Below are 26,916 nucleotides of genomic sequence, written 5' to 3' on the forward strand. Positions count from 1 at the left end.
AGGCGATGACGAAACAAGACCTTCAGATCGAGACCAGGGATGGCGTTGCCCAGGCGGGGCTTTTCCGCTCGGCGAACGCGTCTCCGGCCAAGGCCGGCGTCATCCTGTATATGGACGCGTTCGGGCCGCGTGCCGCGCTCGATGGCATGGCGGAACGGCTGGCGGGCGAAGGCTATGCGGTGCTGGTGCCGGACCTATTCTACCGCAATGCGCCCTACGGGCCGTTCGAGGCCAAGACCGCCTTCACCGAGGAAAAGACCAAGGCAGCGCTGATGGCGCTGGTCACCGGCACGACGCAGGACATGACCATCAGCGACAGTGGTGCCTTCCTCGATGCGCTCGTTGCCGAGGGCGTCACCGGACCGATCGGCACGGTCGGCTATTGCATGGGCGGCGCACGGGCGTTGAACGCCGCTGCAACCCATCCGGAGCGGATAAAGGCCGCGGCCAGTTTCCATGGCGGCAATCTGGCCAGTGATGCCGCCGACAGCCCGCATCGCAAGGCCGCCTCCATCAAGGCGCGTGTCTATGTCGGCACATCGGGTGTCGACAGAAGTTTTCCGCCGGAGCAGTCGGGTCGGCTTGCCGAAGCGCTGCGGGTTGCGGAAGTCGACCATGTCATCGAGAACTATGTCGGCGTGGCGCATGGCTGGTGCGTGCCCGATCATAGCGTTTTCAATGCCGCGGGTGCCGAACGCCACTGGAAGCGGTTGACGACGCTGTTTGCCGAGACGCTGATCTAAAACGCTGATCAGGGCGTTGCCTGCGGTCGCACCGAACGGGTAGAGACTGCACGATTGGCGCGGCCTGCCAAAACGGCGCCGGTCGAGCGGGAACGATTTGGCCTGATGCAATCCTATGATGTCATAATCATCGGCGCGGGTGCCGCCGGAATGATGTGCGCCGTGGAGACGGCCAAGCGCGGCCGTTCGGTGCTGATCCTCGATCATGCGGCGATGCCCGGCGAAAAGATCCGCATCTCCGGCGGGGGCCGGTGCAATTTCACCAACATACATGCCAGCCCGAAGAACTTTCTCTCGGGCAATCCGCATTTCTGCATCTCGGCGCTCAGCCGTTACACGCAGCGCGACTTCATCGCGCTCGTCGAACGCCATCACATCGCCTATCACGAGAAAACGCTGGGGCAACTGTTCTGCGACGGCTCCGCACGCCAGATCATCGACATGCTGGTCTCGGAAATGCAGGGCAGGGGCGTGCAACTGGCACTGTCGACCGTGGTCGAGGATGTTCGCAAAACCGTGGAGGGGTTTGTGCTCACCCTGTCCACCGGTATGGTCACCTGCCAGTCCCTGGTCGTCGCGTGCGGCGGCAAGTCGATCCCCAAGATGGGAGCGACGGGATTCGGCTACGAGCTTGCCGAACGGTTTGGCCTCGCCATTGTCGAAACGCGGCCGGCGCTGGTGCCGCTGACCTTCGACGCGAAAACGCTCGAACGGCTGGCGCCGCTGGCCGGCAATGCCGTCGATGCGGAAGTCGCCTGCGGCAAGACACGGTTTTCCGAAGCGATGCTGTTCACGCATCGCGGCGTCAGCGGACCGTCCATCCTGCAGATATCGTCCTATTGGCGCGAGGGCGACGAAATTCGTATCGCCATGCTGCCAGGAGTGGATACGGCGGACCTCATTCGTACCGCCAAGCGCGGCAATGGGCGGCAAGCGGTGCAGACGGTGCTGGCAAATCACCTGCCGAAACGGCTTTCACAGTCGATCGCCGAACGCACCGGGATAGACGGCAACCTCGCCGATCTTTCGGACGCCGAGATCAAAACCATCGCCGCCGCGGTCAATGACTGGCGCATCAAGCCGGCCGGTTCGGAGGGCTACCGCACCGCCGAAGTGACGCTTGGCGGGGTCGACACCAACGGGCTTGACCAGAAGACGATGCAGGCGAAATCCGTGCCGGGGCTGTTCTTCATCGGCGAAGTCGTCGATGTCACGGGCTGGCTGGGTGGCTATAATTTCCAGTGGGCCTGGTCATCGGGCTGGGTGGCCGGGCAGGCTGCCTAAGGTGTGTTGAGATTCAGGTGATGCCGGCCTGCAAACGTTGGTTTTCTGCGCTTCCGGTGCTCACGTACTTTAAGTACGCTCCGCTCCGGTTCTCGAAAACCAGCGTTTTCGACTCGACCTGACCTGAATCTCAACACACCTTAGAGCCGGTTCGAAAAATGGCGCTGATGCTACTTCTCTAGCTTCGACCGAGCGCCCGAAGGCGCCTTCTTATTCTTTTTGGCCTGGTTGTAATCAATGGCGGACCGGACGAGGTCTTTCAGCGCGCTCTCATCGAACTCATCGCCCTCGAAAAGATCGATCGCACGCCACACTTTGCCGTCCAAACCTGCGTTGAAGAGCTTCTCGGGATCCGGCAGGCTGGCGCCGTGGGAGAAGGTGAGTTTCACCTTGTCCTTGTGGGCGTTGCCGACCGCGATCATTCCGTCGCGGGACCACACCGGGCTGCCCATCCATTTCCATTCCTCGATGATCTCGCCATCGACTTCAAGAATGGCCTTGCGGACGCTGGCCAGCGTCTTGCCGCGCCAGTCCGTGAGGCCTGCGATCAACTGGTCGATCTGTTGCGATGGAGTCATCGGGTGCCTTCCTGTGCCACGACGCGTTTCAACGGCCGACCGCTACCAGCGCGCGAGCTGGGTGATCTGAACCAGGTTGCCGCAGGTGTCGTTCAATTGGGCGATGGTCGAGCCGGTCACCTCGGTCGGCGGCATGGTGAACTCGCCGCCGCTCGCCTTGATGCGCTGGTAGTCGCCCTTGACGTCGTCGGTGAAAAATATGACCGCGGGCTGGCCCTGCTTGAAGATGGCTTCCTGATAGGTCCTGGCGGCCGGGTTGTCGTTGAGCGCGAGCTGCAGCTCGGTTCCATCAGGCTCTTCGGCCGAGGCCACGGTCAGCCAGCGATAGGGCCCATTGCTGAAGTCGGCCTTCTTGGTGAGGCCCAGCACGTCGGTGTAGAAGCGCAGGGCGTTTTCCTGGTTGTCCACATAGACGCTGGTCAGCTTGATCTTCATCGCTATTTCTCCTCTGTCGCGTTCGGTTTCCGCCCTATCGGCAGGGCGAGGCTTTGAATTGTGCTTGCAGGCTTCGATCTATCCCGCTGCCGCGGCTACGGGATCCAGCCGGGCAGGGCGGCGGCCTGCTTGATCCAGTCCGTCATCTGCGCCTCGTCGAACTCGTCGCCTTCGCGGATGTCGATCCAGCGCGCGTCCTTGCTTTTCACCGTCCCGCTGGGTGGGATCGGTCGCAACGACATGCCGCTGAAGAAGGTCACCTTCACATAGCGGGTCAGGACATGAAACGTCACGAACCAGCCTTGGCCCTCGATGCCGTAGAGCGGCGAATTCCATCTCACGGCTTTGCGCACGTCAGGCACGTTGCGCACGATGAGTGCGTCGAGGCGCTCGCCGAGGCCGCGCTTCCAACCCGGCATCGCGGCGATGTACGCCTGCACCGGGGCGTCGCCGTTTCCCTTCGCGATTTGCGGGTTGCCGCCCGAGAGCAGCACCGGTGCAGCCTTGGCCGCAACCTTGGTAGAATGCTCCTGGGCCTTGGCCATTCTGCCCATTCCTATCCGCCGGCACGTTGATCGCCGCGTCCCTTGGCGGCATACGGCAGCACGAACATGTACAGGCCACTGAACAGCAGCAAGAAGAGCGGCAAGAGTGGCGAGTAGACAAGCCAGGCGGGAGGCTGCCCCAATGCCATGGCGACGAAGTTGGCGGCGACGGTCAGGGTAAAGATGATCGACAGCCAGCGATGAATTTGCCGAACCCACATGTTCCAGTCCAATGGCACCTCCTGTCAGACGAGCCGAAGCGGATCCTGCCCGCCGGGTTTCAATCTATCCGCGCCAGAACCTCTTCCAGGGCTGTAAGGAACCTCTGCCAGCCGACCGTGGCGCCGCGGTAGTACGGCTGCTGATCCGACCGGAAGCCCGCCTGTTCCATGCGCAGATGGGTCCCGGTGCTTGTAGGGGTGAGCGTCCATGTGACCACACTCTCGAGATCCTTGGTATCCCAGGTGTAGGACAGCGTTTTGTTGGGCTCGACCGTCTGGACCTGACAGTCGACGCCGCCCCAGTCCGCGCTGAGATTGAAACGGTGGTCCACGATTGGCTTGAAGTCGTTCTTCATCAGCCACTCCTCGATCAAATGCGGTTGGGTGAGCGCGCGCCAGATCTTTTCCGGCGGATAAGGTACCTCACGTTCGACAACGACGGAGCGTGTTTCGGTCGCAATGTTGGTCATTGGTCCATTCTTTTGAGCAGATCTTCGAGGTCGTCGAACCGGCTCTGCCAGAATGTGTTCATCTGGTTCGTCCAGTCGATCAGTGGGGAAAGCGCGGCGAGCTGCGCGCTGTAGTGGGTCTGTCGTCCGTGATGGCGGTCGCGCACCAGCCCGGCCTGCCTGAGCACGCCGAGATGCTTTGACACCGCCGGCTGCGAGACCCCGGACTGAATTGTCAGAGCGCCGACCGTCTGCTCACCTTCCCGGCACAGGCGCTCGAAGATCGCCCGACGGGTCGGATCGGAGAGCGTTCTGAAAAGGACATCGTGAGCGTTCGTCATTGGGATCGATAACTCTGCGGCTATTGGTTGACGTATAACCGTAGAGATATGTATGTGTCAAGCGCCGGCGGTGATGGCGACGATCCGCCCGTTTCCAAAAAAATCTTTCCATTGCCCCAAGGATTAGCCATTAGCCTTCGTCCAACAGGCAAATGATGGCGATGATGCTGGATGAAAGCGAAGCCTCCGACGCCGAACTGATCGGGCGGGCGAAGGGCGGAGACAGGGGGGCCTTCGGCAAATTGCTGGAAAGGCACTATGACTTCGTTTATCGCGCCGCCTACCGCTGGTGCGGCAAGAAGGTCGATGCCGAAGACATCGCCCAGGAAGTCTGCGTCCGGCTCGGCCGGGCGATCCGTGACTATCGCGGCGGCGGCGCCTTCACGACATGGCTCTACTCCGTGACCCTGAACGCCGCGCGCGATATGATGCGCAAGTCCGCCCGCGACATGGCAAAGACCGAGGCCTACGGCGTCCATGCGCTGATCTCGGGCGAGGCTTCGGCCGAACCGGAAGACCCGGCCGAGGCGTTGTGGGTTGCGGTGCGGCAACTGCCGGACAAGCAGCGCGACGCGGTGCTGCTGGTTTACGGCGAGGGCTTGGGCCACGCGGCCGCCGCCGAGGCGATGGCGATCTCGGAGACGACGGTTTCCTGGCACATCCATGAAGCGAAGAAACGGCTGAAGACGCTGATGCGCTCGGCCGGGGAAGTGTGACCATGGTCGACGACAACGAACTCAAGAGACTACGCGACATAGCGGCGCCGGCACCTGCGCAGGATGCCAAGACACGTGCCTTCGAAGCGGCCATGCGCGCATACGATCAGGAAAATATTTCGACGCTGACCCAAGGATCGGTTGGCGGCCTTCGTCTCACAGAGCGAGCACAAAAGCTCTGGAGCGAGATCATGCAAAAGAAACTCATTGCCACGCCGGCCATTGCCGGGCTCGTCGCCCTGCCGATCGCCGGATATGCCACCTTCCATCTGCTGAGGGAACAACCGCCGAAATTCGGCGGCGACGAGAAGATCACCGAGACGCTGGCCGACAAGCCGGCGACCGTGAAGCCGACGACCTTGAAGCCTACGATCGCCGAGCCGAAGCCGGCCCCCACTGAGTTGGCGAAGGTGGAGGACAAGAAGGCCGACGCGGATGTGGAAAGCCGCGACGCCACCGACGCACTTGTGGCGCCGGCCTCGCCGCCGAAATCCGAATCGACCGTTGCCGTCGGCGGTGCGCAGCAGAAACCGGCGACGGGCGCTCCCCGACAGGATGCCGCCGACGCCGGAAAGGTGAACATTGCACCCCCGGCGCCAGCCCCGACGGGCGAGTTCGCGCTGGATAGCCGAGCTGCGCCGTCTGGCAGAGTGATAATGGGCCTTACGCAATCTCCAGAGGCCGATGGCGCGTCGCGTGCCGCCCGTATGCCTGCCGAGTCCAAGCTGATGGCGCCGCAGCAGCCTGCCGTGATGCCGGCCGACCAGGTGCCTCCGCAAGAGGAAAACCGCGACCGCATCGAGGACTTCAAGACCAATCCGGTACATGCCGCGCTTGAGGACCCGGTCTCGACCTTCTCGATCGACGTCGATACCGCTTCCTATTCCTTCGTGCGGCGTTCGTTGAAGGAAGGTTTCGTGCCGCAGGCCGATACGGTCCGCGTCGAGGAGATGATCAACTACTTCCCCTATGACTGGAAGGGTCCGGACTCCGCTTCGACGCCGTTCAATTCGACCGTCAGCGTCATGCCGACACCGTGGAACACGCACACCAGGCTCATGCATGTCGCCATCAAGGGTTTCGACGTCAAGCCGACCGAGCAGCCCAAGGCCAATCTGGTCTTCCTGATCGACGTCTCGGGCTCGATGGACGAGCCGGACAAGCTGCCGCTGCTCAAATCGGCGTTCCGGCTGCTGGTCAGCAAACTGAAGGCCGACGACACGATCTCGATCGTCACCTATGCAGGTGACGCCGGTACGGTGCTGATGCCGACCAAGGTCGCTGAAAAGGACAAGATCCTCAATGCCATCGACAATTTGCAGCCTGGCGGCTCGACGGCCGGTGAGGCGGGCATCAAGGAAGCCTACAGGCTTGCCCAGCAATCCTTCGTCAAGGACGGTGTAAACCGGGTGATGCTGGCCACCGACGGCGACTTCAATGTTGGCCAGACTGATGACGACGATCTGAAGCGGCTGATCGAGAGCGAGCGCAAGACCGGTGTCTTCCTGTCGGTGTTCGGCTTCGGTCGCGGTAATCTGAACGACCAGATGATGCAGACCATCGCCCAGAACGGCAACGGCACGGCCGCCTATATCGACACGCTCGCCGAGGCCGAAAAGGTGCTGGTCGAGGACGCCTCATCGACGCTGTTCACCATCGCCAAGGATGTGAAGATCCAGGTCGAGTTCAATCCGAACAAGGTCTCGGAATATCGCCTGGTCGGCTACGAGACCCGGGCCTTGAACCGCGAGGATTTCAACAATGACCGCGTCGATGCCGGCGATATCGGTTCGGGTCACTCGGTCACCGCGATCTACGAGATCACGCCGAAGGGCAGCGGTGGCGAGCAGATCGATCCGCTGCGCTACGGGCAGGCAACGGTCAACAATGGCGGCGTCGCCAATGCGGACGAATATGCCTTCGTCAAGATCCGCTACAAGCTGCCCAACGAGGACGTCTCGAAGCTGATCACCACGCCGGTGACCTCGGCCAACGAGGTGGCGTCCTTCGACCAGGCCAGCACCGACCAACGCTTCTCCGTCGCCGTCGCGGCCTTCGGCCAGAAACTGCGCGACGAGGATGCGACCGCGAAGTTCGGCTACGACAAGATCATGGAGATCGCCACTGCCGCTCGAGGAGCCGACCCGTTTGGGTACAGGTCCGAGTTCCTCTCGCTTGTGCGCCTTGCCTCGGCGCTGGGCGGTAATCGGTAGCGGTGATGACGGCCGGTTTCTTTCAGATGGGATCGTTCTGATATGGGAAACCGACCCACGGGCGGGTGAGGCAGGCCGGCGAGGGATTTATTCCCTTGCCGGCCTTTTTTTGGTGACTGTTAAATTGCGTTGGATTTCCGGTACATGATCGCAATTTCCTCTTGTTATATAGAGGCTAATGTTTGGGCTTGAGGGGGCCGGAATTGCTTATCAGGACTGTTGCGAACTCGATATCAAGAGATATGCCGGCGGTAGGGTCGGCTGCTTCGTCCGCACCATCGGCGGAATCCAGGCGCATCAGCGACGATGTCGCTCAAGCGCGTCACACCGCCATGTCGGCGCTGACCAATGACCGTTTTCGTGTCATGCTGGAGCAGATCACCGACCCCGGCGCATCGGGCGCGCTGATGACGATGCGCACCGATGCGGCAGCTGGTGCCGGCACCGATTTCAAGTCGGCGCAGTCGAGCTACGCCGACAACAGCGAATAACAGAAACGATAGATCAGGCCCGGCCGCGCCGCCGCTCGCGGCGGGCTTCGCTGGTCTCCGCGGTGTTTTCCGTCGCCACCTTGTTGCGCATCGGACCGATGCGCTCGACGATTTTTTCGACGGTCGGACGATCCGCCCGGGTGTGGGCGTCGAGCGCCTTGCGCATCGCGGCAAGGTGCTGGAACGAGGTGCCGCAGCAGCCGCCGACGATTTTGGCGCCGGCATCGACAGCAAGGCGAACATAGTCGGCCATCAGCTCGGGCGTGCCGGAATAATGGATCTCGGTGCCGCGGAATTCGGGAATGCCGCAATTGCCCTTGACGATCACCGTCGCTTCCGGCTTCGCCTCGGTCATGTCGAGCAGCGAGGCGAGAATGTCGGAGGCGCCAACGCCGCAATTGGCGCCAACGCCGAGCGGGGCCTGCGACAGCCCGTCGGTGACGCCGTGGATGTCCTTCGGCAGCAGGCCCATCATGGTGCGGCCGGCGGTGTCGAAGGAACCGGTATAGGTGTAGGGCAGGCCGACGCGGATGGCGGCTTCGGCGGCGGCGCGGATCTCGTCGGGAGCCGACATGGTTTCGATCCAGGCGACTTCGGCGCCGCCTGCCTTGAGGCCCTCGATCTGCTCGGCGAAGGCGTCGACCGCCTCGTCATAGGTCATGGCGCCAAGTGGCACCAGCAACTCACCGGTCGGGCCGACAGACCCGGCGACGACGACCTTCCGGTCGGCCTTGTCGGCGACGGCACGCGCAAGCTCGGCGGCGCGCTTGTTCAGCGCATGCGCACGGTCCTGGGCATGGTGCAGCTTCAGCCGATGACGGGTGCCGCCGAAGGAATTGGTCAGGATGATGTCGGCGCCGGCATCGACGAAATTCTGGTGCAGGCTGGTGATGGTGTCGGGCGCCGTCTCGTTCAAGAGCTCGGGCGCTTCGCCGGCCTCCAGCCCCATGGCGAACAGGTTGGTTCCGGTGGCGCCATCGGCCAGCAGCACGCCCTTTTCAGCCAGCAGCGCATCGATCGGGTTGGTCGTCGTCATCGGATTGGCTTTCATGTTTCGAATTCGAATAAGGATATAAAGAAGTCTTTATGTGTAGTCAATGATTTTGCCGCGATCGACTGGATATCGGCGGCCGAGCGTTGGGTTGAATGACCAACGATTGCCGTCGATCAGGCAGAGCCTGATGCGAACGACATATCTGCCAGATTGCGCGCGAAGGCGGCGGCCTCATGCGGGTTGACGTCGGCGGCACGGATCAGATTGTCGAAATGCTGGGTCAGGGCCTGGACCGGCTGGGTGGCGTTCAGCACCACATACATGTCGCCGACATAGATAGCCGCCCGATACGGGCCGAAGATGGTAAGGGGAATGGAATAGCGCATGCGGCCATCATAGAGAAACAGGCGGAAGGTCGGGTAGAGATCGTCAAGCAGCGTTGCCATGTGGGCGAGTTGTTGTCGGCGGTCGACCTCCGGAAAACGGTCCCACACACCCAGGCCGCGGGCGAAGATCTCCAGCGTATGGCGCGGCATGCAGACTTCCATGTCGGTTTCCGGCCGCCGGTTGTAGTTGATGCGGTATTGGGTTTCGCTGGCCTGCGCCAGACGGCTCCTGTTGGTGATGTTGGCTTCGTAGTCGACGAGCGCGTGTGTTCGCAGAAGATCAGGGATGCCGGCCGGCACATAGCGGATCTTGGTACCCGCCGCCTCGGCGAACCATTTGGCCAGCAGCGTGCGGTCGAAACCGTCGGGCGCTTCCTCGATCTCCAGGCTCTCGCGGATCTCACCGGTGACACCCTCGTCCTGGCTTAGGCCAAGCAGCCAGTCCAGCGACACCTTGAACTCGGCGGCGATGTTGAGCAGCGTTTCGGCGCGCGGCAGGCGCGTCGAGGCGCCCGACAGCAACTGCGACAGTGCCGACCGATCGATGCCGACAGCGGTCGCGAAGGCCGACTGGTTGAGATCGGACCGTGTCAGGAGCAGCTTCAAACGCTCCCGAAAGATCGCCGACAGATCCCGTTTGTCCATCACTTGGCTCCGCGAATCAGGAGGAAAAATTTGCGCCAAAGCCGCCGAATTGGCGTCTCAGGCGTAAATGAATCCCCAAGACTGTTTACAATGTGTAACATATGCGGTCAAAAATGCGCAATGGCAACATTTTGTACACTTTGTCTCGTTGAGTGGAATCGCTTCTCCTGACACAATGCTGTCAGGAACCAGTTGGGGTTCCGGCGACTGAGGGACAGTGGTCGATAGCATGACAAGCAAGAGCATCAGACAGCGTAGCGTACCGGCCATCGAATGGCCGACCGTGGTTCTCGCATTCTTCTGTTACGCAACATGGTTCGCCACCGGCTTTCTGCTCTGGCCCTCTTATCCCATCCTGGCGCTCGCCATCCTTGCCTTCACCGCCGCGCTGCAATCCTCGATCATGCACGAAGTGCTGCACGGTCATCCGACGCGCAACGCGCGGGTCAACGAAGCCTTCGTCTTCCTGCCGATCGGTCTTGTCTGGCCGTTCCGCCGCTTCAAGACCATTCACCTGCGCCACCATGCCGACGAGCGGCTGACCGATCCGCTGGATGACCCCGAAAGCTATTATCAGGCGCTCTGGCAGCATGACGACCTGCCGTCGACGATGAAATTCCTGCTCAAGATCAACAATACCATGGCCGGCCGCCTCGTGCTCGGCCCCTGGCTGTCCTGCGTCGGCTTCTTCATCGATGACGCCAAGCACATGATCGCTGGCGACAAGGCGATCCGCAAGGCCTGGCTGCTGCATGCGATCGGGCTTGCGATCGTGGTGCCGATCGTCCAGTTCGGCTTCGGCATTCCGTTGTGGCTCTACATCCTGGTGCCGGTCTGGCTCGGCCAGTCGCTGATCTCGATCCGTACTTTCGCCGAGCATCAATGGTCGGAACACCCGGAAGGCCGCACGGTGATCGTCGAACGCTCGCCGCTGTCGTTCCTGTTCCTCAACAACAATCTGCACTTCGTCCACCACAAGAGCCCGACCGTGGCCTGGTACCGGCTGCCGAAACTGTTTCGCGACCGTCGTGACGAATGGCTGCGGATGAACAATGGCTATGCCTATCCGAACTATTTCGCGCTGATCAAAGCCTATGCCTTCAAGGCGAAGGAGCCGATCGTGCACCCGGTCCTGCGGCGCGCGCCGGAGCCGGGCAGGGCCTTCAAGCCGCGCGTCAGGGCGCGCAGCATCAATGGGCTCGGCAGTGCGCCGGTTCCCGCCGAACCGCCCAAGGAATGAGTTTTTGCGGCAAGCGGGTGCTGCCTGCCAGACTGGCTGCGGTCGGTTCCCTTCTATCCCAGACATAACGGTCAGATCCCGGTATGAGCGAATTGGTTGCGGCGTTGCCGATGTATGACTGGCCTGAAGTGCGCGACGAGGTCGACGCCCAATGGGCGCGATTGCGCGACGCCTTCCGGCAGAAGGGTATCGACGCGCCGCAAACGATTGCGCGCCGCAATGGCGATCTGCCGTCGGTGCCGGGCGGCATCCAAGATATCAATGGAAAACTGATCGCGCCCGACCCGGCGACATTGCCGCCGGACGAGCTTGATTTTCACAAACTGTGGCTGCATCCAGCGCTGCTGTTCGCGCAGACCTGCTGGGGGCCGATGGAGCTTGGCCTGTCCAAACATGTTCAGGTGGTCGGCCAGCCGAGCTACGACGCCTATGAAGGCGGGCGGGGCGAGCTTTATTCGAGCGCGCTGGTGATGCGGTCAGGCGAGGGGCCGGAGGTTCGATCGCCTGCGGACGGCCGCGCTCTCATCCCGCTCGATCTGATCCGCGGCAAGCGCTTCGCCTTCAACAGCCTTGATTCCATGTCAGGCATCATTGCGCTGACGCGCGACCTGCAAGCGGCCGGCGAAAGCCTGGACATTTTCTCGATGCGCAGCGAAAGCGGCGGCCATCGCGGCTCGATCGTCGCTGTCGCCGAGGGCAAGGCGGATGTTGCAGCCATCGACTGCGAAAGCTGGGCGCTGGCGCAGCACTTCGAGCCGGCGGCGCGGAAGCTTGTCATCGTCGGCTGGACAGGGCGGCGCAAAGGCCTGCCGTTCATCACCGCAATAACGACGCCGGAAAAGACGGTCAGGGCGTTGCGCGAGGCGCTTGCCGCACTAACCGAGCAGCCTCGCATCCAACGGGTAGGTTGAAAGCTTTTCGTTGCCGGTCTCGGTGATCAGGATCTGCTCCTCGATCTTGACCCCCTCGTGCCCGCCAAGGCGGCCGATATAGCTTTCCACGCACAGCACCATGCCTGGTTCCAGCACGCCGTCCGGCGTGTCGGGGGTCCAGTCGCTGGCATGCGGCAAGGTCGGGTATTCATCGGCGAGGCCGACACCATGATAGAGCACGCCGTAGCGGGTCGGGAAGCAGTCTCCGGGCGGCACGGCCGAGCGTTCGACAAGGTCGCGGAACGAGGTGCCCGGTTGCATCAATTCGGTATTGTGGGTGATCTGGTCAGCGGCGATGCGGAACAGGTCGCGCTGTTCGTTGGTCGGCTTTGTATCGCCGCACAGCCAGGTGCGCGACAGGTCGGCGCAGAAGCCGTAAGGGCCGATCAGGTCGGTGTCGAAGGCGACGAGATCGCCTGACACAATCTTGCGCGACGAGCATTCCTGAAACCACGGATTGGTGCGCGGGCCTGACGTCAACAGCCGCGTCTCGATCCATTCGCCACCGCGCGCGATGTTGCCGCGATGCAGTTCGGCCCACAATTCGTTTTCGGAAATGCCAGGCTCCAGAGCTTGCTCCATCTCGCCCATCGCCGCCTCGCAAGCGACGATGGCGCGGCGCATGGCGAGGATTTCGTCCGGCGACTTGATCAGCCGAGCAGTCTCTATCACCGCTTCGCCATTGCCGATCGTCACACCAAGACGGGCCAGTTCCTCGACGCCTTCCGGGTTGATGTGATCGACGGCGATGCGGCTGTTGCCGCCGCCATGTTCCCTGACCAGATCGGCGATGCCGGCGGCCCAGCGGCGGACTTTTTGCTCCGTCAGCTCGCCGCCATAGAGATACATCCACGAGACAGCGGGGCGAACCTCGTCGACGATGCCGGAATGGTCGGACAGGTGCTCGCAGGAAAAATAGTCGAACAGCACCACAGGCCCTTCAGTGGCAACGAAACAATGCCGCGTCGGGTTATGCGCCACCCACAGCTGCATGTTGGTGGAATCGGTGGCGTAGCGGATGTTGACGGGATCGTAGAGCAGGGCGCCGGCATAGTCGCGGCGCTTCAGCTCGGCGCGGATGCGCTCCAGCCGGTATTGGCGCATCGCCGGCAGATCGGGCGCGGCAATGCCTGCCGCTGCCCATTCAGCTTCCGCCTGCGCGCCATAGCCCAGCACATGCTGGTTGAGCGACGCCGCCTTCTGGCGGGAGGCGTCGCGCAACGCCTCGATCGAGCCAGGCTCGAACGGCATGATCTTGCGATGGCGGCCAAAACTGCCCTTTGGCCCCGCGCTGTCCATGGGCTCAGGTCCGCATCTTCTCGCCGCTCGGGTCGAAAGGCGCCTCGACGTTGATGCGGGCCGGCCGGCGGTGTCCGAGAATTTCGATCTCGAACAGCCCGGCACTTTCATCCTCGGCGAGTGCTGCCGGAACGTAGCCCTGCGCCATCGACTTCTGCACATAGTGCGCATAGCCGCCTGACGTCACCCAGCCGACCACACGCCAGTCGCCATCGACGATGCCGCGCACGGCGGAAGCGCCTTCGGCGGCCTTGGAGCCGCGTATTTCCTTGCCGCCTGTGTCGAAGCGCGGCGCGCCATAGCCATGCGGCTTTTCCACCGTGCCGTAGTCCTTGCTGACCTTGGCCCAGATCGGCTCGTCGCCCATGACGTCGGCGTCGGCGGCATCGACGATGAAGGAGACACGGCGCAGTTTTGGCCCCTCGGCCTGTTCCTTGGCTGCAGCCTCGCGGCCGATAAAGTCGTTCTTCTCGAGCTTGATGAAGCGGTCCATCGCCCCTTCGAACGGCCCGTAGATCGGCCGCAACTCGCGGAACCAGGTTGGGAAATTCTTTTCGAGGCGCATCGACAGCAGAGCGCGCATGCCGAAATCGACGAGGCCAAATTCCTCGCCGGCATCCTTGATGGCCTTGTAGACAAGGCGCTGGTAGGCGGGCGCCATCCAGATCTCGTAGCCGAGATCGCCGGTGTAGGTGATGCGGTTGACCAGGCACGGCGCGCCGCCGACCGCCATCTCGCGGAAGTCCATGAAGCGGAAGGCTTTGGTCGAGATGTCGACGTCGACGAGTTTCTGCAAGAGGTCGCGCGATTTCGGCCCGGCGATCGACAGGCCGACCAGCGTCTGGTCGAAACGGTGGATGCGCATCGAACCGTCCTTCGGCAGATGCTTCTCGAACCAGCGCATGTGGTATTTCTGCGCCGCCGACGAGCCCCAGATCATAAAGCGGTCTTCGCCGGCCTTGGCGATGGTGAAGTCGCCGATCAGCTTGCCGAATTCGTTGATCATCGGCGTCAGCACTATGCGGCCGGTCTTCGGCATGCGGTTGGTCATCAGCCGGTTGAGGAAATCTTCCGCTGCCGGTCCCGACACTTCGTATTTGGCGAAGTTGGCAATCTCAGTGACGCCGACTCGCTCACGCGTAGCGCGCACCTCCTCGCCAATCGGCTCAAAATCGTTGGAGCGATGGAAGGAGACGATGTCCTTCGGTTCCTTGCCCTTCGGCGCGAACCAGAGCGGGGTTTCAAGACCCCAGGAGTCGCCCATGACGGCGTTGTTGGCGAGCATCGTGTCGTAGAGCGGCGTCGTCTGGGCCGGCCGCGCGGCCGGCAGCTCCTCGTTGGGGAAACGGATGGAGAAGCGGCGCGAATAGTTTTCGCGCACCTTGGCGTTGGTGTAGCGCAGGCCGGCCCATTCGCCGAAGCGGGCGACATCCATGCCCCAGACGTCGAAGCCCGGATCGCCATGGACCATCCAGTTCGACAGTGCGAGACCGACGCCGCCACCCTGGCTGAAGCCGGCCATGACGGCGCAGGCGCACCAGAAATTGGTCAGGCCCTGCACCGGGCCGACCAGCGGATTGCCGTCGAGCGCGAAGGTGAAGGGGCCGTTGATGATCTGCTTGATGCCGGCCTTCTCGATGCCGGGGAAATGCTTGAAGCCGATCTCCAGCGACGGCGCGATGCGGTCGAGGTCGGGCGGCAGCAACTCATGGCCGAAATCCCATGGCGTGTTGACCGGCGACCACGGCTTGCAGGCCTTTTCATAGGTGCCGAGCAGGATGCCGTTGCGCTCCTGGCGGGTGTAGATCTCGCCCTTGAAATCGAGCACGCCGATCATCTCGCGGCCGGTCGACTTGTTGAACTCCTCGACCTCCGGCATCGGCTCGGTCAGGAGGTACATGTGCTCCATGGCCAGCACCGGCAATTCGACGCCGACCATGCGGCCGATCTCGCGGGCCCACAGGCCGCCGCAGTTGACGACATGCTCGGCGTGAACCGTGCCCTGTTCGGTGACGACGTTCCAGGTGCCGTCGACCTCCTGCGTCAGCTCGACAACGCGGTTGCGCAGCACGATCTCGGCACCCAGCTTCTTGGCCGCCTTGGAATAGGCGATCGTGGTGCCGGACGGATCGAGATGGCCTTCGACCGGATCCCACATGGCGCCGACGAAGTTGGTCTCGTCCATCAGCGGGAACATCGCCTTGGCTTCGGACGGCGTGATCAGCTCAGTGTCCATGCCGAGATAGCGGCCCTTTGCGTGGGCAAGCCGCAGGAAGTCCATGCGCTCGGGCGTATCCGCCATCATCACGCCGCCGGTCAGGTGCAGCGAGCAGGACTGGCCGGAAATCTCCTCGATCTCCTTGTAGAGCTGCACCGTGTAGGCCTGCAGCTTGGCGACGTTGGGATCGCCATTCAGCGTGTGGAAGCCGCCGGCCGCATGCCAGGACGAGCCGGAGGTAAGCTCCGAGCGCTCGATCAGCATGATATCGGTCCAGCCGGCCTTGGCCAGATGGTAGAGAACCGAGCAGCCAACAACGCCGCCGCCGATGACAACCGCTTTTACGTGAGATTTCATCTAGATAGGTCCGTTTTTGAAGAGATTGAATCGAATGGGCGAGGGGTGAAAACAAAGCGGAGGTCGGATGCAGCAACGTTTTCGGCCAGCTTGCCATCAAGTGCGGCAAGGATGGTTTCGCAGACGGAAGTACGATGTTTCAGGACGTCATGGCTCCAAAGACGCAGGATCGAATAGCCTTGGGCGCGCATGAAATCGTCGCGGCGGCGGTCATATGAACTGCCGGCATGTTGGTGTCCGTCGATTTCAACGACAAGCCATTTTTCGCGGCAGGCGAAGTCTGCAAAAAAGGGGGCGATTGAGAACTGACGCGTGAACTTATAGCCGCCAAGTTTGCGGGCCTTTAACTCAAGCCAAAGCAGCGCTTCGGCCTGGTTGTCACCTTGCCTGAGTTTTCTGGCTCGCTGGGTGGTGCCCGTTTTGCGCCGACTGCGGGTTTCACCTGCGGCTTCCCCCACTCCGTCGCTGCTTCGCAGCGCCACCTCTCCCCCCTCCGGAGGGAGAGGAAGGGAGCCAGCCGGAATCGCTTCGCGCCCTTCCTCTCCCCCGTCGATCGGGGAAGAGGTGTCGAGCGAAGCTCGACGGAGTGGGGGTCGACTGCTCATCAAGGCAATGCTTCCGCCTGATTGCCCGCTTGCCCAAGGTTTGGCGCTCGCTGGGTTGTGCCCGTTTTGCGGCGACTGCGCGTTTCAGGAACGGCTTCCCCCACTCCGTCGCTGCTTCGCAGCGCCACCTCTCCCCCCTCCGGAGGGAGAGGAACGGAGCCAGGGCCGGCTAAATCGCGGCCTTCCTCTACCCCGTCGATCGGGGGAGAGGTGTCGAGCGAAGCTCGACGGAGTGGGGGTCGACTGTTCATCAAGGCAATGATCAGAAATCGGTTGGGGCGCCGCCCTCGGACCGGCGCTTTGCGACGAAGGCGTTGAGCTCCTCGCGGATGGCGGGGTCGATATAGGGTTCTTCGTAGGATGCCAGCCGCTCCTTCCACACCTTGTTGGCCTTTTCCAGCGCTGTCGGCGATCCGGCTTCCGCCCAGGTCTCGAAATTGCGCCAGTCGGACAGGATCGGCGAGTAGAAGGCGGTCTTGTAGCGGTCCTGCGTGTGCTGGGTTCCGAAGAAATGGCCGCCGGGGCCGACCGACTGGATGGCGTCGAAGCCGAGCGCCTCGTCCGACAGGTCGAGCGGGGTCAGGAACTCCGCCACCATCTGCAGCAGGTCGATGTCCAGAATGGTCTTCTCATAGGAGCAGCGCAGGCCGCCTTCGAGCCAGCCGGCCGCATGCATCATCAGATTGCCGCCGCCCTGGATGGCGCCCCACAGCGAGAACACGCTCTCATAAGCCGCCTGCGCGTCGACCGTGTTGGCGGCGCAGGTGTTGGAGGTGCGGTAGGGGATGTTGTAGCGGCGGGCAAGCTGACCACCGACGAGCTGTGCCTTCATGTATTCCGGCGTGCCGAAGGCCGGTGAACCGGACTTCATGTCGACATTGGAGGTGAAGCCGCCATAGCCGACGGGTGCTCCCTTGCGCACCATCTGGGCAAAGGCGATACCGGACAGCGCCTCGGCATTCTGCTGCACCAGCGCGCCGGCGATCGTCACCGGCGCCATGGCCCCCGACAGGGTGAACGGCGTCACGACAACGACCTGCCCCTTGCTCGACATCTGGATGATGCCTTCCATCATTGGCACGTCGAGCTTGAGCGGCGAATTGGTGTTGATGATGGTGAAGACCGACGGCTCTTCGAGCAGCTGCTCGTGGCTGATGCCGCGCGCGATCCTGGCGATCTCGATACCGTCGACATTGCGTTCCTTGCCGAGCGAATAGATGTGAAACACCTTGTCGGTCAGCGTGGCGAGGTCGCGAATGCACTCCAGGTGCCGGACGGCTGGATGGATATCGGTCGGCTCGACCGGATAGCCGCCGGTGCAGTTCAGGATGTTGTGCATCTGAGCGAGCTTGAGGAAGTTGCGGTAATCCTGCTGGTTGCCGGGTCGGCGGCCGCGGTCGATGTCCGAGCAGTTGGGCGCCGACGCCATCATCGAGATGATCAGATTGTCGCCGCCGAAGCGCACATTGTGCGCCGGATTGCGCGAGTGGATGGTGAACTCCGACGGACAGTGCGACACCAGCTCGAGGATCATGTCGCTGTCGAAGCGCACGCGCTCGCTGCCATCGCGCACCTCGGCGCCGTGCGCCTTCATGATACGCCGGGCCTCGTCGTGCAGAACGTCGACGCCGATCTCCTTCAGCACGCGCAGGGACGCGAGGTGGATCGATTCCAACTCGTCGTCCGAAACCAGCTTAGTAGGCGTCAGCGGATTTTTCAGCTGACGGAAAGCAGGCTGCTCGAACGCGGCCGAGCCGCCGGCGCGCTTTCCCGCGCGGCCGCCGCGACGGGCGCGGTCGGTGGCCAATGCCGGTTCTGCAGGTTGTAGGGCGGCGGTCATGATGGTCCTCGTGCGATGCGATAGTGCGCGGCATAATGGACCGGCGACCCGCCGGCCATTGCGGAGGCGGCGACCCCTAGGGCGAGGGAAGCGACATACCGGAACGGCAGTTGTGCGACCACGACATCGTCCTCGCTGCGCCTCCCATTGGCGCAAGCGGATTTCGGCGACCGGCCCTTTCTTTGTTCGGATCGAACCAGTAGCCAGTCGGGCTTGCCGGCCGGATGGCCAGCACTTCATATGGATGGCAGCAACCGGTTCGAGCGAAGGCGATGTGCCTGGCGCTGGCGGTTACGAGCGTCGTTGGCCGGCGGAAAGCCTCAATCGTCGGCTGAACATATTGAATATCGGACACAGCATATCGATGTTGGCGGTGCCAAAAGCGACGCGTTTATCGGAGACTTCATGACCAAGCCCATCACCAAGACGCCCAATTCCACCCCGTCGACCGACGATCCGTTCCTCTGGCTAGAGGACAGGACCAGCAAAGAGTCGCTCGACTGGGTGCATGGCCAGAACGAGGTCACAACAGGTGAATTGCAGGGCGATCCGTCCTATCAGGCGGCGTTCGAGACTGCGCTCGATCTGATGACGGCCGAGGACAACATCGCGGTCGGCGCCGCGCTCAACGGCCATATCTATAATTTCTGGCAGGACAAGACCAATGCGTTCGGCCTCTGGCGACGCACGACGGTCGCCTCTTACAAGACCGAGAAGCCGGATTGGGAAACGATCGTCGACTTCGACCAGCTTGCGGCGAAGGAGGGGGTCAAATGGGTGTTCGGCGGCGCCAGCCGGCTTTACCCGGACTTCAAACTCTGCCTTGTCTCGATGTCGCCGGACGGCGGTGACGCCAGCGAGATGCGCGAATTCGATATCGAGACCAAATCCTTTGTCGAGGACGGGTTCCGCGCGCCAGCTTCCAAGTCGGGCTTCAGCTGGCTCGACAAGGACACCGTCATCGTTTCGGCCGCATTCGAGGAGGCGGACAAGACCGAATCCGGCTATCCGCGCGTGGTCAAGCTGTGGAAGCGTGGCACCAAGCTGGACGACGCGACGCCGATCTTCGAGGCGCAGAAGGCGGATCTCGCTGTCGGTGCCGCCGTCGAGTTCGACGGCGACCGACGCTATCTGATCCTGGCCCGGACGCTCGATTTCTTCGCCTCGCATATTTTCCTGCGGCTGCCTTCCGGCGAGAACAGACGTCTGCCCTTGCCGGACGACATGACCGACACCGCGATCTTCAGGGATCAGCTCGTCTTTGGCGTGCGCAGCCCGTGGACGGCGCCCGACGGCACGTCGTGCAAGGCTGACGGCCTCTATTCGCTGGACCTGGCGCACTGGGTCGAGACCGGCACGCTCGGCCCGGTGGAGACCTTGCTGGAGCCGGCATACCGCGTGTCGATTGCCGGCATTGCCCGCACGCAGGACCGGTTGTTCATCAACCTGATGGACAATGTGCGCGGCAAGGTCGTCGTCTGCGAGCGCAACGACGGCCGCTGGGCGCTGAAGCCTGTGGCACTGCCCGAAAACGGCAATGTCGGCATCAGTCATGCCGAGCATTTCGGCTCCAGCGTTTCCTTCTCCTTCACCGATTTCCTGACGCCGAGCTCGATCATCTGGTCGGACGACGATGGCGAGACGCTCGCCACCGTGAAGTCGCAGCCCTCACGCTTTGATGCGTCGCCGCTGATCTCCGAACAGTTCGAGGCGCGCTCGAAGGATGGAACGATGATCCCATACTTCGTCGTCCGGCGACGCGACCAGGAGGGTCCTGTGCCGACGCTGCTTTATGGCTATGGCGGCTTCGAAGTGCCGCTGCTGCCCGGCTACGCCGGCGTGCGTGGCAGGCTGTGGCTGGAGAAGGGCAATGCCTATGTGCAGGCCTGCATTCGCGGCGGCGGCGAGTTCGGCCCGGCCTGGCATCAGGCCGCACTGAAGGGCAATCGCCAGAACGGGTTCGACGATTTCGCCGCGGTCGCGCAGGATGTCGTCAACCGCGGCATTGCGACGGCCGCTTCGCTCGGCATCCAGGGTGGCTCGAATGGCGGCCTGCTGACCGGCGTTTCCCTGACGCAGCATCCCGAGCTTTTCGGCGCCGTCATCATCGAGGTGCCGCTGCTCGATATGCTGCACTACACCGAACTGCCGCCCGGCGCCTCGTGGATGGCCGAATATGGCGATCCGTCAAAACCGGAAGACGCGAAGTGGCTTTCGGCCTACTCGCCTTACCAACATGTCGCGGCCGATGCCGCCTATCCGCCGGTGCTGCTGACCACCTCGACCGCCGACGACCGGGTCCATCCCGGCCATGCGCGCAAGATGGCCGCCCGCCTGCAGGAAGCCGGCCATGCGCGGACATTGTTCTTCGAGGAGACCGAAGGTGGACATGGCGGCCGCGGCGACCGCCGGCCGCAGGCGGCGCAGACGGCGATGAAGTATGTCTTCCTGCAAAGGGCGCTGAGCGGCAAAGCCTGAGCCGAAACCGGCGCGTCGCCGATGCAAAGGGTGGTTCGCCTAGACCGTCCTTTGTTCGCTCTTTCGTTTTGACGCAATTCCCTAAAGGGCGTCGCGTTGAAACGGATTCAGGCGACGCGCTTTAGGTCTTTGTTTTTATGCATGTCGTTGTCTCAAAACCGGGGCGACATCCATTAGGGAAAGCGCTACGCGCTTTTCCTGGGAAAACCGTTTCACACTTTTCCCGGAATTGCTTTAAGGTGCCGTTCATGGCTCTCGTCAGGACATTGGCTCGCGCATTTGGGGCTCGCGCATCGCGGGTCGCGGTGACACCGTCACCGCGCACGCTGCGGGCCGAGCTTTTGCGGCTGTGCGCCCGCATCGGTTATTCGCCACCTGCCTTCCTCTGATGCATTCGCTCCCCCGGTACAGCCGGATAGAATCCAGAGGAAAGATCCAATCCATGACCTATCAGAATTATTCGCTGAAGCAGCTTCAGCAGATCGATGCCGCGCACCATCTCCACCCGTTCACCGATCACAAGGAATTGCGCGAGGCCGGCTCGCGCATCATCACCCATGCCAACGGGCCGTTCATCTACGATTCCGAAGGGGCGGAAATCCTCGACGGCATGGCCGGGCTGTGGTGCGTCAACATCGGCTATGGCCGTGACGAGCTGGCCGAGGCCGCCTATGCGCAGATGAAGGAATTGCCCTATTACAACTCCTTCTTCAAATGCTCGACGCCGACGCCGGTGCTGTTGTCCAAGAAATTGGCGGAGATCGCGCCGAAGAACGTCAACCAGGTGTTCTACGGCTCCTCCGGTTCGGAAGCCAACGACACGGCACTGCGTCTGGTGCGGCATTATTGGGCGCTGGAAGGCAAGCCGGAGAAGAACCGCGTCATCTCGCGCAAGATGGCCTATCACGGCTCGACCATAGCCGGCACCTCGCTCGGTGGCATGGATGGCATGCACAAGCAGCTCAACGGGGCGGTGCCCAACATCGTCCATGTGATGATGCCCTATACCTATGAACTGGCGCTGCCCGGCGAGAGCGATCATGATTTCGGCCTGCGCGCGGCCAAGGCCGTCGAGGATGCCATCCTCGAGGCCGGCGCCGACAAGGTTGCGGCTTTCATCGGCGAGCCGGTGATGGGAGCGGGCGGCGTGAAGATACCGCCGGTCAGCTACTGGCCGGAAGTGCAGCGCATTTGCCGCAAATACGATGTCCTCTTGATGCTGGACGAGGTCATCACCGGCTATGGCCGCACCGGCGAATGGTTCGCCGCCCAGACGCTCGGCATCGAGCCCGACACCATCACCACTGCCAAGGCGCTGACCTCGGGCTATCAGCCGCTGTCGGCGCTGCTGGTCGGCGACCGCATCGCCTCGACGCTGGTCGGGAAGGGCGGTGAATTCAATCACGGCTACACCAATTCCGGTCACCCGGTGGCCTGTGCCGTGGCGCTGAAGAACCTCGAGATCATCGAGCGGGAAGGGCTGGTCGACCGTGTCAGGAACGATACCGGCCCGTATTTCGCCAAGGCGTTGCAGGAGCGCATTGCCGGGCATGATCTGGTCGGCGAGGTGCGCTCGATCGGCCTGATGGGCGCGATCGAGATCGTCAAGGACAAGGCGACCAAGGAGCGGTTCCTGCCGGCGGGAAGTGCGGCGGTGACGGTCCGCGACCACGCGATCGCGAACGGCATGATGCTGCGCGCGACTGGCGACACGATGATTCTGTCGCCGCCGCTGATCTGGACCCGCGACACGATCGACATGGCCTGCGACCGCATCTCAAAGGCGCTGGATCTGGCGCAGGAGGATTTGCGCAAGCGGTAGGATCGGAATCTCGACCGGGCGTTCTTCGATGGGAACGCCCGGCTTCGAGAAACATGCCGTCGCAATGGGGAACGAATTTCACCCTCAGCGCTTGGTGTGCGGGGCAGCAGCCGACGCGGCTGCGACAAGGGGACTGTTTCCATGAAAAAGACCGGCAAGAGCCGACGGACGCAAGAAGCGGCCAGCATCGGCGGCGACCTGATGCTGGCGCCACTGGTGGCAATGATGCGGCTGCCGTTGATGGCGATGGATGCCAGGAGCAGCCAGCCATGGGGCACGGAGACGGCGCGTGCGGTAAACGAGAAGACCGTGGCGATGGCCGAAGGTGCGTTTGCGGCGCAAATGTCCTTTCTGCAGTCGGCATCGCGGTTCTGGCCGGAAATCCTTTCCGGCCGCACACCGTCGCTGCTCAACGGCGTCGCGGCGGAACGGTCGATCAGTGCTGCGCTGAAGCCAGCAAGCCGTGCCGTGAAAGCGAACTTTCGCCGGCTGTCCAACAAGGCCTGACCACGAAAGGCCGATCCAGAAAAACTGTTTCCCGTTTTTCAAGGTCTTACGTTAGAACCGCATCAGGCACATCTGCCGATGGGGGAACATCATGGCCGGACAGCCGCTCAACCAGCCCGCCGAAATTCCAGCCGAGCTTGACCGTTGGAACTGGGGCGCCTTCTTCCTCAACTGGATCTGGGGCATCGGCAACAGCACCTTCATCGCGCTGCTGGCGCTGATCCCGGTCGTCAACCTCGTTATGATCTTCGTGCTCGGCGCACGCGGCAGCCGCTGGGCCTGGCGGAACCGCGCCTGGCGCGATGCGGAACAGTTCCGCAAGACGCAACGCAACTGGGCGATCGCCGGCCTTGCCGTCTGGTTGGTCAGTATCGGGGGCTGTGCGACGATGGTCGGCAGCATCCCCTTCATGTTCAAAGGCAGTGACGCCTACCACATGACGATGGACGCCGTACGTTCCGATACCCGCGTCAAGGCTGCCATTGGCGACGACGTGACCGACAATTTCTGGGTCGGCGGCCATCTCAACGTCAGTGCGAATGGAACGGGCGACGCCCAGTTCAGCATTCCCGTCCACGGAGCCAAGGGCAAAGCCACCGTGTTTTCCCACCTGGTCCGCAATGCTGGCACGTGGAGTATCCGCCTGCTTGTGGTCAGGGTTGATGGAGTGGACGCGCCGATCGTGATGATCAATGAAGATCATGTCCCGATCCCGGACGCGGCAATCGGAATATAACCGGACTGCGCGGATAAACCGGCAGAAACGCAAAAACCGCGCTCCATCGGAACGCGGCTTTGCCAGATACGCATGGCGTTTCGCTACGCAAACACTTGGCGAAACTTACGGGCTCCGGTACGCGAGACCTGATCCGGAGCGCCGGGCGGATGCGATATGTCCGCCTCGCATTCCGTTTTACAGAGACATCGTTACCGGGGGGTTATCGAGAGCTTAAGCAAACCTAAATTTGACAGGTTTCTCTCAGGATATGCGAAAAACCCAGTTGTATTAGGAGCTTATGGATTGGCTCCGCGCAGAAAATTAATGATCCCGGAAAAATCGGCGCCGGCATGCCCCTGGGCGTTGAACAGTGCATAGAGCTGAGCCGCCTCGGCACCAAGCGGGGTCACCGCACCGGAACCTTGTGCTGCTTCCTGCGCCAGCTTCAGATCCTTCAGCATCAGCGCGGCGGCAAAGCCGGGCTTGTAGTCGCGGTTGGCGGGCGAGTTGGGCACCGGGCCGGGCACCGGGCAGTAGGTGGTCAGCGACCAGCACTGGCCGGACGAGGTCGAGGCGACGTCGAACAGCGCCTGATGCGAGAGGCCGAGCTTTTCCGCCAGAACGAAGGCTTCGGCGACGCCGATCATCGAAATGCCGAGGATCATGTTGTTGCAGATTTTTGCCGCCTGGCCGGCGCCGTCGCCGCCGCAATGGACGATGCGGCCTGCCATCGGCTTGAGTATCGGCTCGGCGACGGCGAAGGCACCGTCGGAGCCGCCGGCCATGAAAGTCAGCGTGCCGGCCGCCGCGCCTCCAGTGCCGCCCGAAACGGGTGCATCGATCGACAGCAGGCCGCGTTTGGCGGCGATGGCATGCGCCTTGCGCGCCGATTCGACGTCGATGGTCGAGGAATCGATGAACAGCGCGCCCTTTTTCGCCTTGGGCGCGATGTCCTCATAGACCGACAGCACATGCTTGCCGGCCGGCAGCATGGTGATCACCACATCGGCGTCCTTTACCGCGGCCGGTGCGTTGGCCATGATGACGACGCCATGCTCGCGCGCGACCGTCAGGTTCTCAGGCATCAGGTCGAAGCCATGCACGGCATGCCCGGCCTTGACCAGGTTGGCGGCCATTGGATTGCCCATGTTGCCGAGGCCGATGAAGGCGATGGTGGTCATAGTGGTGCTCCGGATTGGCAGTAGGCAGTAGGCAGTAGGCAGTAGGCAGTAGGCAGTAGGCAGTAGGGTTGTCTATTCTGGCGTAAGTCTGAGAATGAGTTGGCGAAGCATTTTGCCGATCCCCCGGTCGATGTCAGCAAGTGATCGGCTTGATCATGCGTGGCAAGGCCAATGCGTTCGGCAATCTGAAGGTGCGTCTCGAATTCCTTCAGGGAGCCTTGGGCCAATCCGGAGAAATTGCTGATAAGAGCCTCTGTTGTCTCGGCCATAACCTTCGGCGATGTTTGCAGGGATAGAGGTTGCTGAACGGCGGATTTGGCTGGTCAACCCATACAATTCTTCCTTTGGCCACGCTTTGGTCAATGAATAGGTGGCGACAGCCAGATCCATCGCCTGCTGCCATACAATGAGATCCTTGTACGAATCGATCTTGCCGGTCATCTTTTGCCTACTGCCTACTACTGCCTTCCAACCAACGCGCGCGCGATGATGACGCGCATGATCTCATTGGTGCCTTCGAGGATCTGGTGGACGCGCAAATCCCGCACCAGTTTCTCGATGCCGTAATCGTGCAGATAGCCGTAACCGCCGAGCAGCTGCAGCGCATCGTTGGCGACGGCGAAGCCGGTGTCGGTGACGAAACGCTTGGCCATCGCCGACCATTTGCCGGCATCCGGCGCCTTGCGGTCGAGCTTCGAAGCGGCGGCGTAGAGGAAGATGCGGGCCGCCTGCAGCTCGGTCTCCATGTCGGCCAGCCGGAACTGCAGCGCCTGGAACTGGTTGATCCTGGAGCCGAAGGCCTTGCGCTCAGCGGCATAGGACAGCGCCTTGTCGAGCGCCGATTGCGCGCCGCCCAGCGAGCAGGCGGCGATGTTCAGCCGGCCGCCGTCGAGCCCCGCCATGGCGATGCCGAAGCCGGCGCCTTCGCCCGACAAAAGGTTCTCCGCCGGCACCTTGCAGTCCTCGAAGATGACCTGGCGGGTTGACTGCATGTGCCAGCCCATCTTGTGCTCGTTGGCGCCGAAGGAGAGGCCGGGCGAATCCTTGGGCACGACGATGGTGGAAATGCCTTTGGGCCCGTCGGCGCCGGTGCGCACCATGACGGCGTAGACATCGCTGTCGCCGGCGCCCGAGATGAACTGCTTGGTGCCGTTCAGCACATAGTCGCCGCCGCTCTTCACCGCGCGCGTCTTCAGCGCCGCGGCGTCGGATCCGGAACCCGGCTCGGTCAGGCAATAACTCGCCAGCCATTCCATCGAGGTAAGCTTCGGCAGGAAGCGCTGGCGCTGTTCGTCATTGCCGAAACGGTCGATCATCGAGGCCACCATGTTGTGGATCGAGATGAACGACGAAAAGGCCGGATCGGCGTGCGAGAGCGCCTCGAAGATCAGCACCGCGTCGAGCCGGCCGAGCGCGGAGCCGCCGACATCCTCCCTGATATAGATGCCGCCAAGGCCGAGCGGCCCGGTCTCGCGGATCACGTCGGCGGGAAAGTGTTTCCTGCGGTCCCAGTCGAGCGCGTTCGGCGCGACGCGGTCGGCGGCGAAGGCCTGCGCCATCTCCTGGATGGCGCGCTGTTCCTCGTTGAGTTCGAACTGGCTGGTGCTCGCATCGACCGCGGCGTCCATGGCGTGCTCCCTGACGTTTTCGGCTTGCTGGCCTGTCGTTTTTGGCTTTG

25 protein-coding genes and 1 pseudogene are annotated in these 26,916 nt (G+C 62.5%); 11 read left to right on the forward strand and 15 right to left on the reverse strand.

From position 1 onward, the window contains the following. The first annotated feature begins 5 nt into the window (after nt 1–5). Together ACFSQT_RS37880 and ACFSQT_RS37885 are read left to right on the forward strand one after the other, a co-directional pair. Nucleotides 6–743 (forward strand): dienelactone hydrolase family protein, encoded by a 738-nt coding sequence (locus ACFSQT_RS37880; protein ID WP_379027115.1) that lies wholly within the window; start codon nt 6–8, stop codon nt 741–743. 105 nt (nt 744–848) lie between these two features. Next, nucleotides 849–2,027, forward strand: a complete 1,179-nt coding sequence (locus ACFSQT_RS37885) for a BaiN/RdsA family NAD(P)/FAD-dependent oxidoreductase (RefSeq protein WP_379027116.1) — start codon at nt 849–851, stop codon at nt 2,025–2,027. Nucleotides 2,028–2,197: 170 nt separating this feature from the next. Here ACFSQT_RS37885 and ACFSQT_RS37890 read toward each other — a convergent pair whose 3' ends face one another. From ACFSQT_RS37890 to ACFSQT_RS37915, 6 genes are all read right to left on the reverse strand, one after another. Beyond that, a complete protein-coding gene (locus ACFSQT_RS37890; RefSeq protein WP_379027117.1) occupies nt 2,198–2,605 on the reverse strand; it encodes a DUF1801 domain-containing protein in 408 nt (135 codons plus the stop codon). 42 nt (nt 2,606–2,647) lie between these two features. Next, nucleotides 2,648–3,040: a VOC family protein gene (locus tag ACFSQT_RS37895; RefSeq protein WP_379027118.1), complete on the reverse strand. Its 393-nt coding sequence runs from the start codon at nt 3,038–3,040 to the stop codon at nt 2,648–2,650. Between the two features lie 95 nt (nt 3,041–3,135). Further along, nucleotides 3,136–3,585 carry a DUF1801 domain-containing protein gene (locus ACFSQT_RS37900; protein ID WP_379027119.1) on the reverse strand — a complete coding sequence of 150 codons (450 nt, stop codon included), beginning with the start codon at nt 3,583–3,585 and terminating at the stop codon, nt 3,136–3,138. Between the two features lie 11 nt (nt 3,586–3,596). Beyond that, a complete protein-coding gene (locus tag ACFSQT_RS37905) occupies nt 3,597–3,818 on the reverse strand; it encodes a hypothetical protein (protein WP_379027120.1) in 222 nt (73 codons plus the stop codon). A gap of 47 nt (nt 3,819–3,865) precedes the next feature. Beyond that, the gene (locus ACFSQT_RS37910) at nt 3,866–4,276 is read right to left on the reverse strand and encodes an SRPBCC family protein (protein WP_379027121.1); all 411 of its coding nucleotides are present in this window, start codon (nt 4,274–4,276) and stop codon (nt 3,866–3,868) included. Beyond that, nucleotides 4,273–4,596: an ArsR/SmtB family transcription factor gene (locus ACFSQT_RS37915; protein WP_379027122.1), complete on the reverse strand. Its 324-nt coding sequence runs from the start codon at nt 4,594–4,596 to the stop codon at nt 4,273–4,275. Before ACFSQT_RS37915 ends, ACFSQT_RS37910 begins: the two co-directional genes overlap by 4 nt. A gap of 155 nt (nt 4,597–4,751) precedes the next feature. On the opposite strand from ACFSQT_RS37915, the gene ACFSQT_RS37920 reads away from it, so the two are divergent. The 3 genes from ACFSQT_RS37920 (at nt 4,752) to ACFSQT_RS37930 (ending at nt 8,016) form a co-directional block, all read left to right on the forward strand. Beyond that, the gene (locus tag ACFSQT_RS37920; protein ID WP_379027123.1) at nt 4,752–5,312 is read left to right on the forward strand and encodes an RNA polymerase sigma factor; all 561 of its coding nucleotides are present in this window, start codon (nt 4,752–4,754) and stop codon (nt 5,310–5,312) included. A gap of 2 nt (nt 5,313–5,314) precedes the next feature. After that, complete coding sequence (locus ACFSQT_RS37925) at nt 5,315–7,525, forward strand: vWA domain-containing protein (protein ID WP_379027124.1); 2,211 nt, start codon at nt 5,315–5,317, stop codon at nt 7,523–7,525. A gap of 242 nt (nt 7,526–7,767) precedes the next feature. Further along, complete coding sequence (locus ACFSQT_RS37930; RefSeq protein ID WP_379027125.1) at nt 7,768–8,016, forward strand: hypothetical protein; 249 nt, start codon at nt 7,768–7,770, stop codon at nt 8,014–8,016. Between the two features lie 13 nt (nt 8,017–8,029). On the opposite strand, the gene bmt is transcribed toward ACFSQT_RS37930, so the two are convergent. Both bmt and ACFSQT_RS37940 read right to left on the reverse strand, forming a co-directional pair. Beyond that, nucleotides 8,030–9,052 carry a betaine--homocysteine S-methyltransferase gene (gene bmt, locus ACFSQT_RS37935; RefSeq protein WP_379027153.1) on the reverse strand — a complete coding sequence of 341 codons (1,023 nt, stop codon included), beginning with the start codon at nt 9,050–9,052 and terminating at the stop codon, nt 8,030–8,032. 131 nt (nt 9,053–9,183) lie between these two features. Further along, complete coding sequence (locus tag ACFSQT_RS37940) at nt 9,184–10,041, reverse strand: helix-turn-helix domain-containing protein (protein WP_379027126.1); 858 nt, start codon at nt 10,039–10,041, stop codon at nt 9,184–9,186. Between the two features lie 229 nt (nt 10,042–10,270). On the opposite strand from ACFSQT_RS37940, the gene ACFSQT_RS37945 reads away from it, so the two are divergent. Both ACFSQT_RS37945 and ACFSQT_RS37950 read left to right on the forward strand, forming a co-directional pair. Continuing rightward, a complete protein-coding gene (locus ACFSQT_RS37945; RefSeq protein ID WP_379027127.1) occupies nt 10,271–11,281 on the forward strand; it encodes a fatty acid desaturase in 1,011 nt (336 codons plus the stop codon). An 83-nt stretch (nt 11,282–11,364) separates the two neighbouring features. Beyond that, on the forward strand, nt 11,365–12,192 hold the full coding sequence (locus ACFSQT_RS37950; RefSeq protein ID WP_379027128.1) for a phosphate/phosphite/phosphonate ABC transporter substrate-binding protein: 828 nt from the start codon (nt 11,365–11,367) through the stop codon (nt 12,190–12,192). On the opposite strand, the gene ACFSQT_RS37955 is transcribed toward ACFSQT_RS37950, so the two are convergent. The 4 genes from ACFSQT_RS37955 to ACFSQT_RS37970 all read right to left on the reverse strand — a co-directional run bounded on the left by ACFSQT_RS37955 (nt 12,157) and on the right by ACFSQT_RS37970 (nt 18,532). Beyond that, entirely contained in the window at nt 12,157–13,512 is a 1,356-nt protein-coding gene (locus tag ACFSQT_RS37955; RefSeq protein WP_379027129.1) for a M24 family metallopeptidase, read from the reverse strand. The two genes, ACFSQT_RS37950 and ACFSQT_RS37955, sit on opposite strands and share 36 nt — an antisense overlap. A gap of 4 nt (nt 13,513–13,516) precedes the next feature. After that, complete coding sequence (locus tag ACFSQT_RS37960) at nt 13,517–16,087, reverse strand: GcvT family protein (protein ID WP_379027130.1); 2,571 nt, start codon at nt 16,085–16,087, stop codon at nt 13,517–13,519. Next, nucleotides 16,084–16,569, reverse strand: a complete 486-nt coding sequence (locus tag ACFSQT_RS37965; protein ID WP_379027131.1) for an endonuclease domain-containing protein — start codon at nt 16,567–16,569, stop codon at nt 16,084–16,086. Before ACFSQT_RS37965 ends, ACFSQT_RS37960 begins: the two co-directional genes overlap by 4 nt. A 385-nt stretch (nt 16,570–16,954) precedes the next feature. After that, a complete protein-coding gene (locus tag ACFSQT_RS37970) occupies nt 16,955–18,532 on the reverse strand; it encodes a trimethylamine methyltransferase family protein (protein WP_379027132.1) in 1,578 nt (525 codons plus the stop codon). A 405-nt stretch (nt 18,533–18,937) separates the two neighbouring features. Here ACFSQT_RS37970 and ACFSQT_RS37975 point away from each other — a divergent pair, with 405 nt between their 5' ends. The 4 genes from ACFSQT_RS37975 to ACFSQT_RS37990 all read left to right on the forward strand — a co-directional run bounded on the left by ACFSQT_RS37975 (nt 18,938) and on the right by ACFSQT_RS37990 (nt 24,075). Next, nucleotides 18,938–21,010: a prolyl oligopeptidase family serine peptidase gene (locus ACFSQT_RS37975; RefSeq protein WP_379027133.1), complete on the forward strand. Its 2,073-nt coding sequence runs from the start codon at nt 18,938–18,940 to the stop codon at nt 21,008–21,010. A gap of 442 nt (nt 21,011–21,452) precedes the next feature. Further along, nucleotides 21,453–22,832 carry an aspartate aminotransferase family protein gene (locus ACFSQT_RS37980; protein WP_379027134.1) on the forward strand — a complete coding sequence of 460 codons (1,380 nt, stop codon included), beginning with the start codon at nt 21,453–21,455 and terminating at the stop codon, nt 22,830–22,832. A 141-nt stretch (nt 22,833–22,973) separates the two neighbouring features. Next, a complete protein-coding gene (locus ACFSQT_RS37985; RefSeq protein ID WP_379027135.1) occupies nt 22,974–23,339 on the forward strand; it encodes a hypothetical protein in 366 nt (121 codons plus the stop codon). A gap of 91 nt (nt 23,340–23,430) precedes the next feature. Further along, nucleotides 23,431–24,075, forward strand: coding sequence for a cytochrome c oxidase assembly factor Coa1 family protein (locus ACFSQT_RS37990; protein ID WP_379027136.1), 645 nt, complete (start codon nt 23,431–23,433; stop codon nt 24,073–24,075). A 278-nt stretch (nt 24,076–24,353) separates the two neighbouring features. Here the strand turns inward: ACFSQT_RS37990 and mmsB are convergent, their stop codons facing one another. The 3 genes and pseudogenes from mmsB to ACFSQT_RS38005 all read right to left on the reverse strand — a co-directional run bounded on the left by mmsB (nt 24,354) and on the right by ACFSQT_RS38005 (nt 26,866). Continuing rightward, on the reverse strand, nt 24,354–25,238 hold the full coding sequence (gene mmsB, locus ACFSQT_RS37995; RefSeq protein WP_379027137.1) for a 3-hydroxyisobutyrate dehydrogenase: 885 nt from the start codon (nt 25,236–25,238) through the stop codon (nt 24,354–24,356). Between the two features lie 72 nt (nt 25,239–25,310). Next, nucleotides 25,311–25,679 (reverse strand): annotated as a pseudogene (locus tag ACFSQT_RS38000) (four helix bundle protein). A 17-nt stretch (nt 25,680–25,696) separates the two neighbouring features. Then, nucleotides 25,697–26,866: an isobutyryl-CoA dehydrogenase gene (locus ACFSQT_RS38005; protein ID WP_379027138.1), complete on the reverse strand. Its 1,170-nt coding sequence runs from the start codon at nt 26,864–26,866 to the stop codon at nt 25,697–25,699. Nucleotides 26,867–26,916: the final 50 nt, after the last annotated feature.

Source organism: Mesorhizobium calcicola (assembly GCF_042682105.1).
Taxonomy (GTDB): Bacteria; Pseudomonadota; Alphaproteobacteria; order Rhizobiales; family Rhizobiaceae; genus Mesorhizobium; species Mesorhizobium calcicola.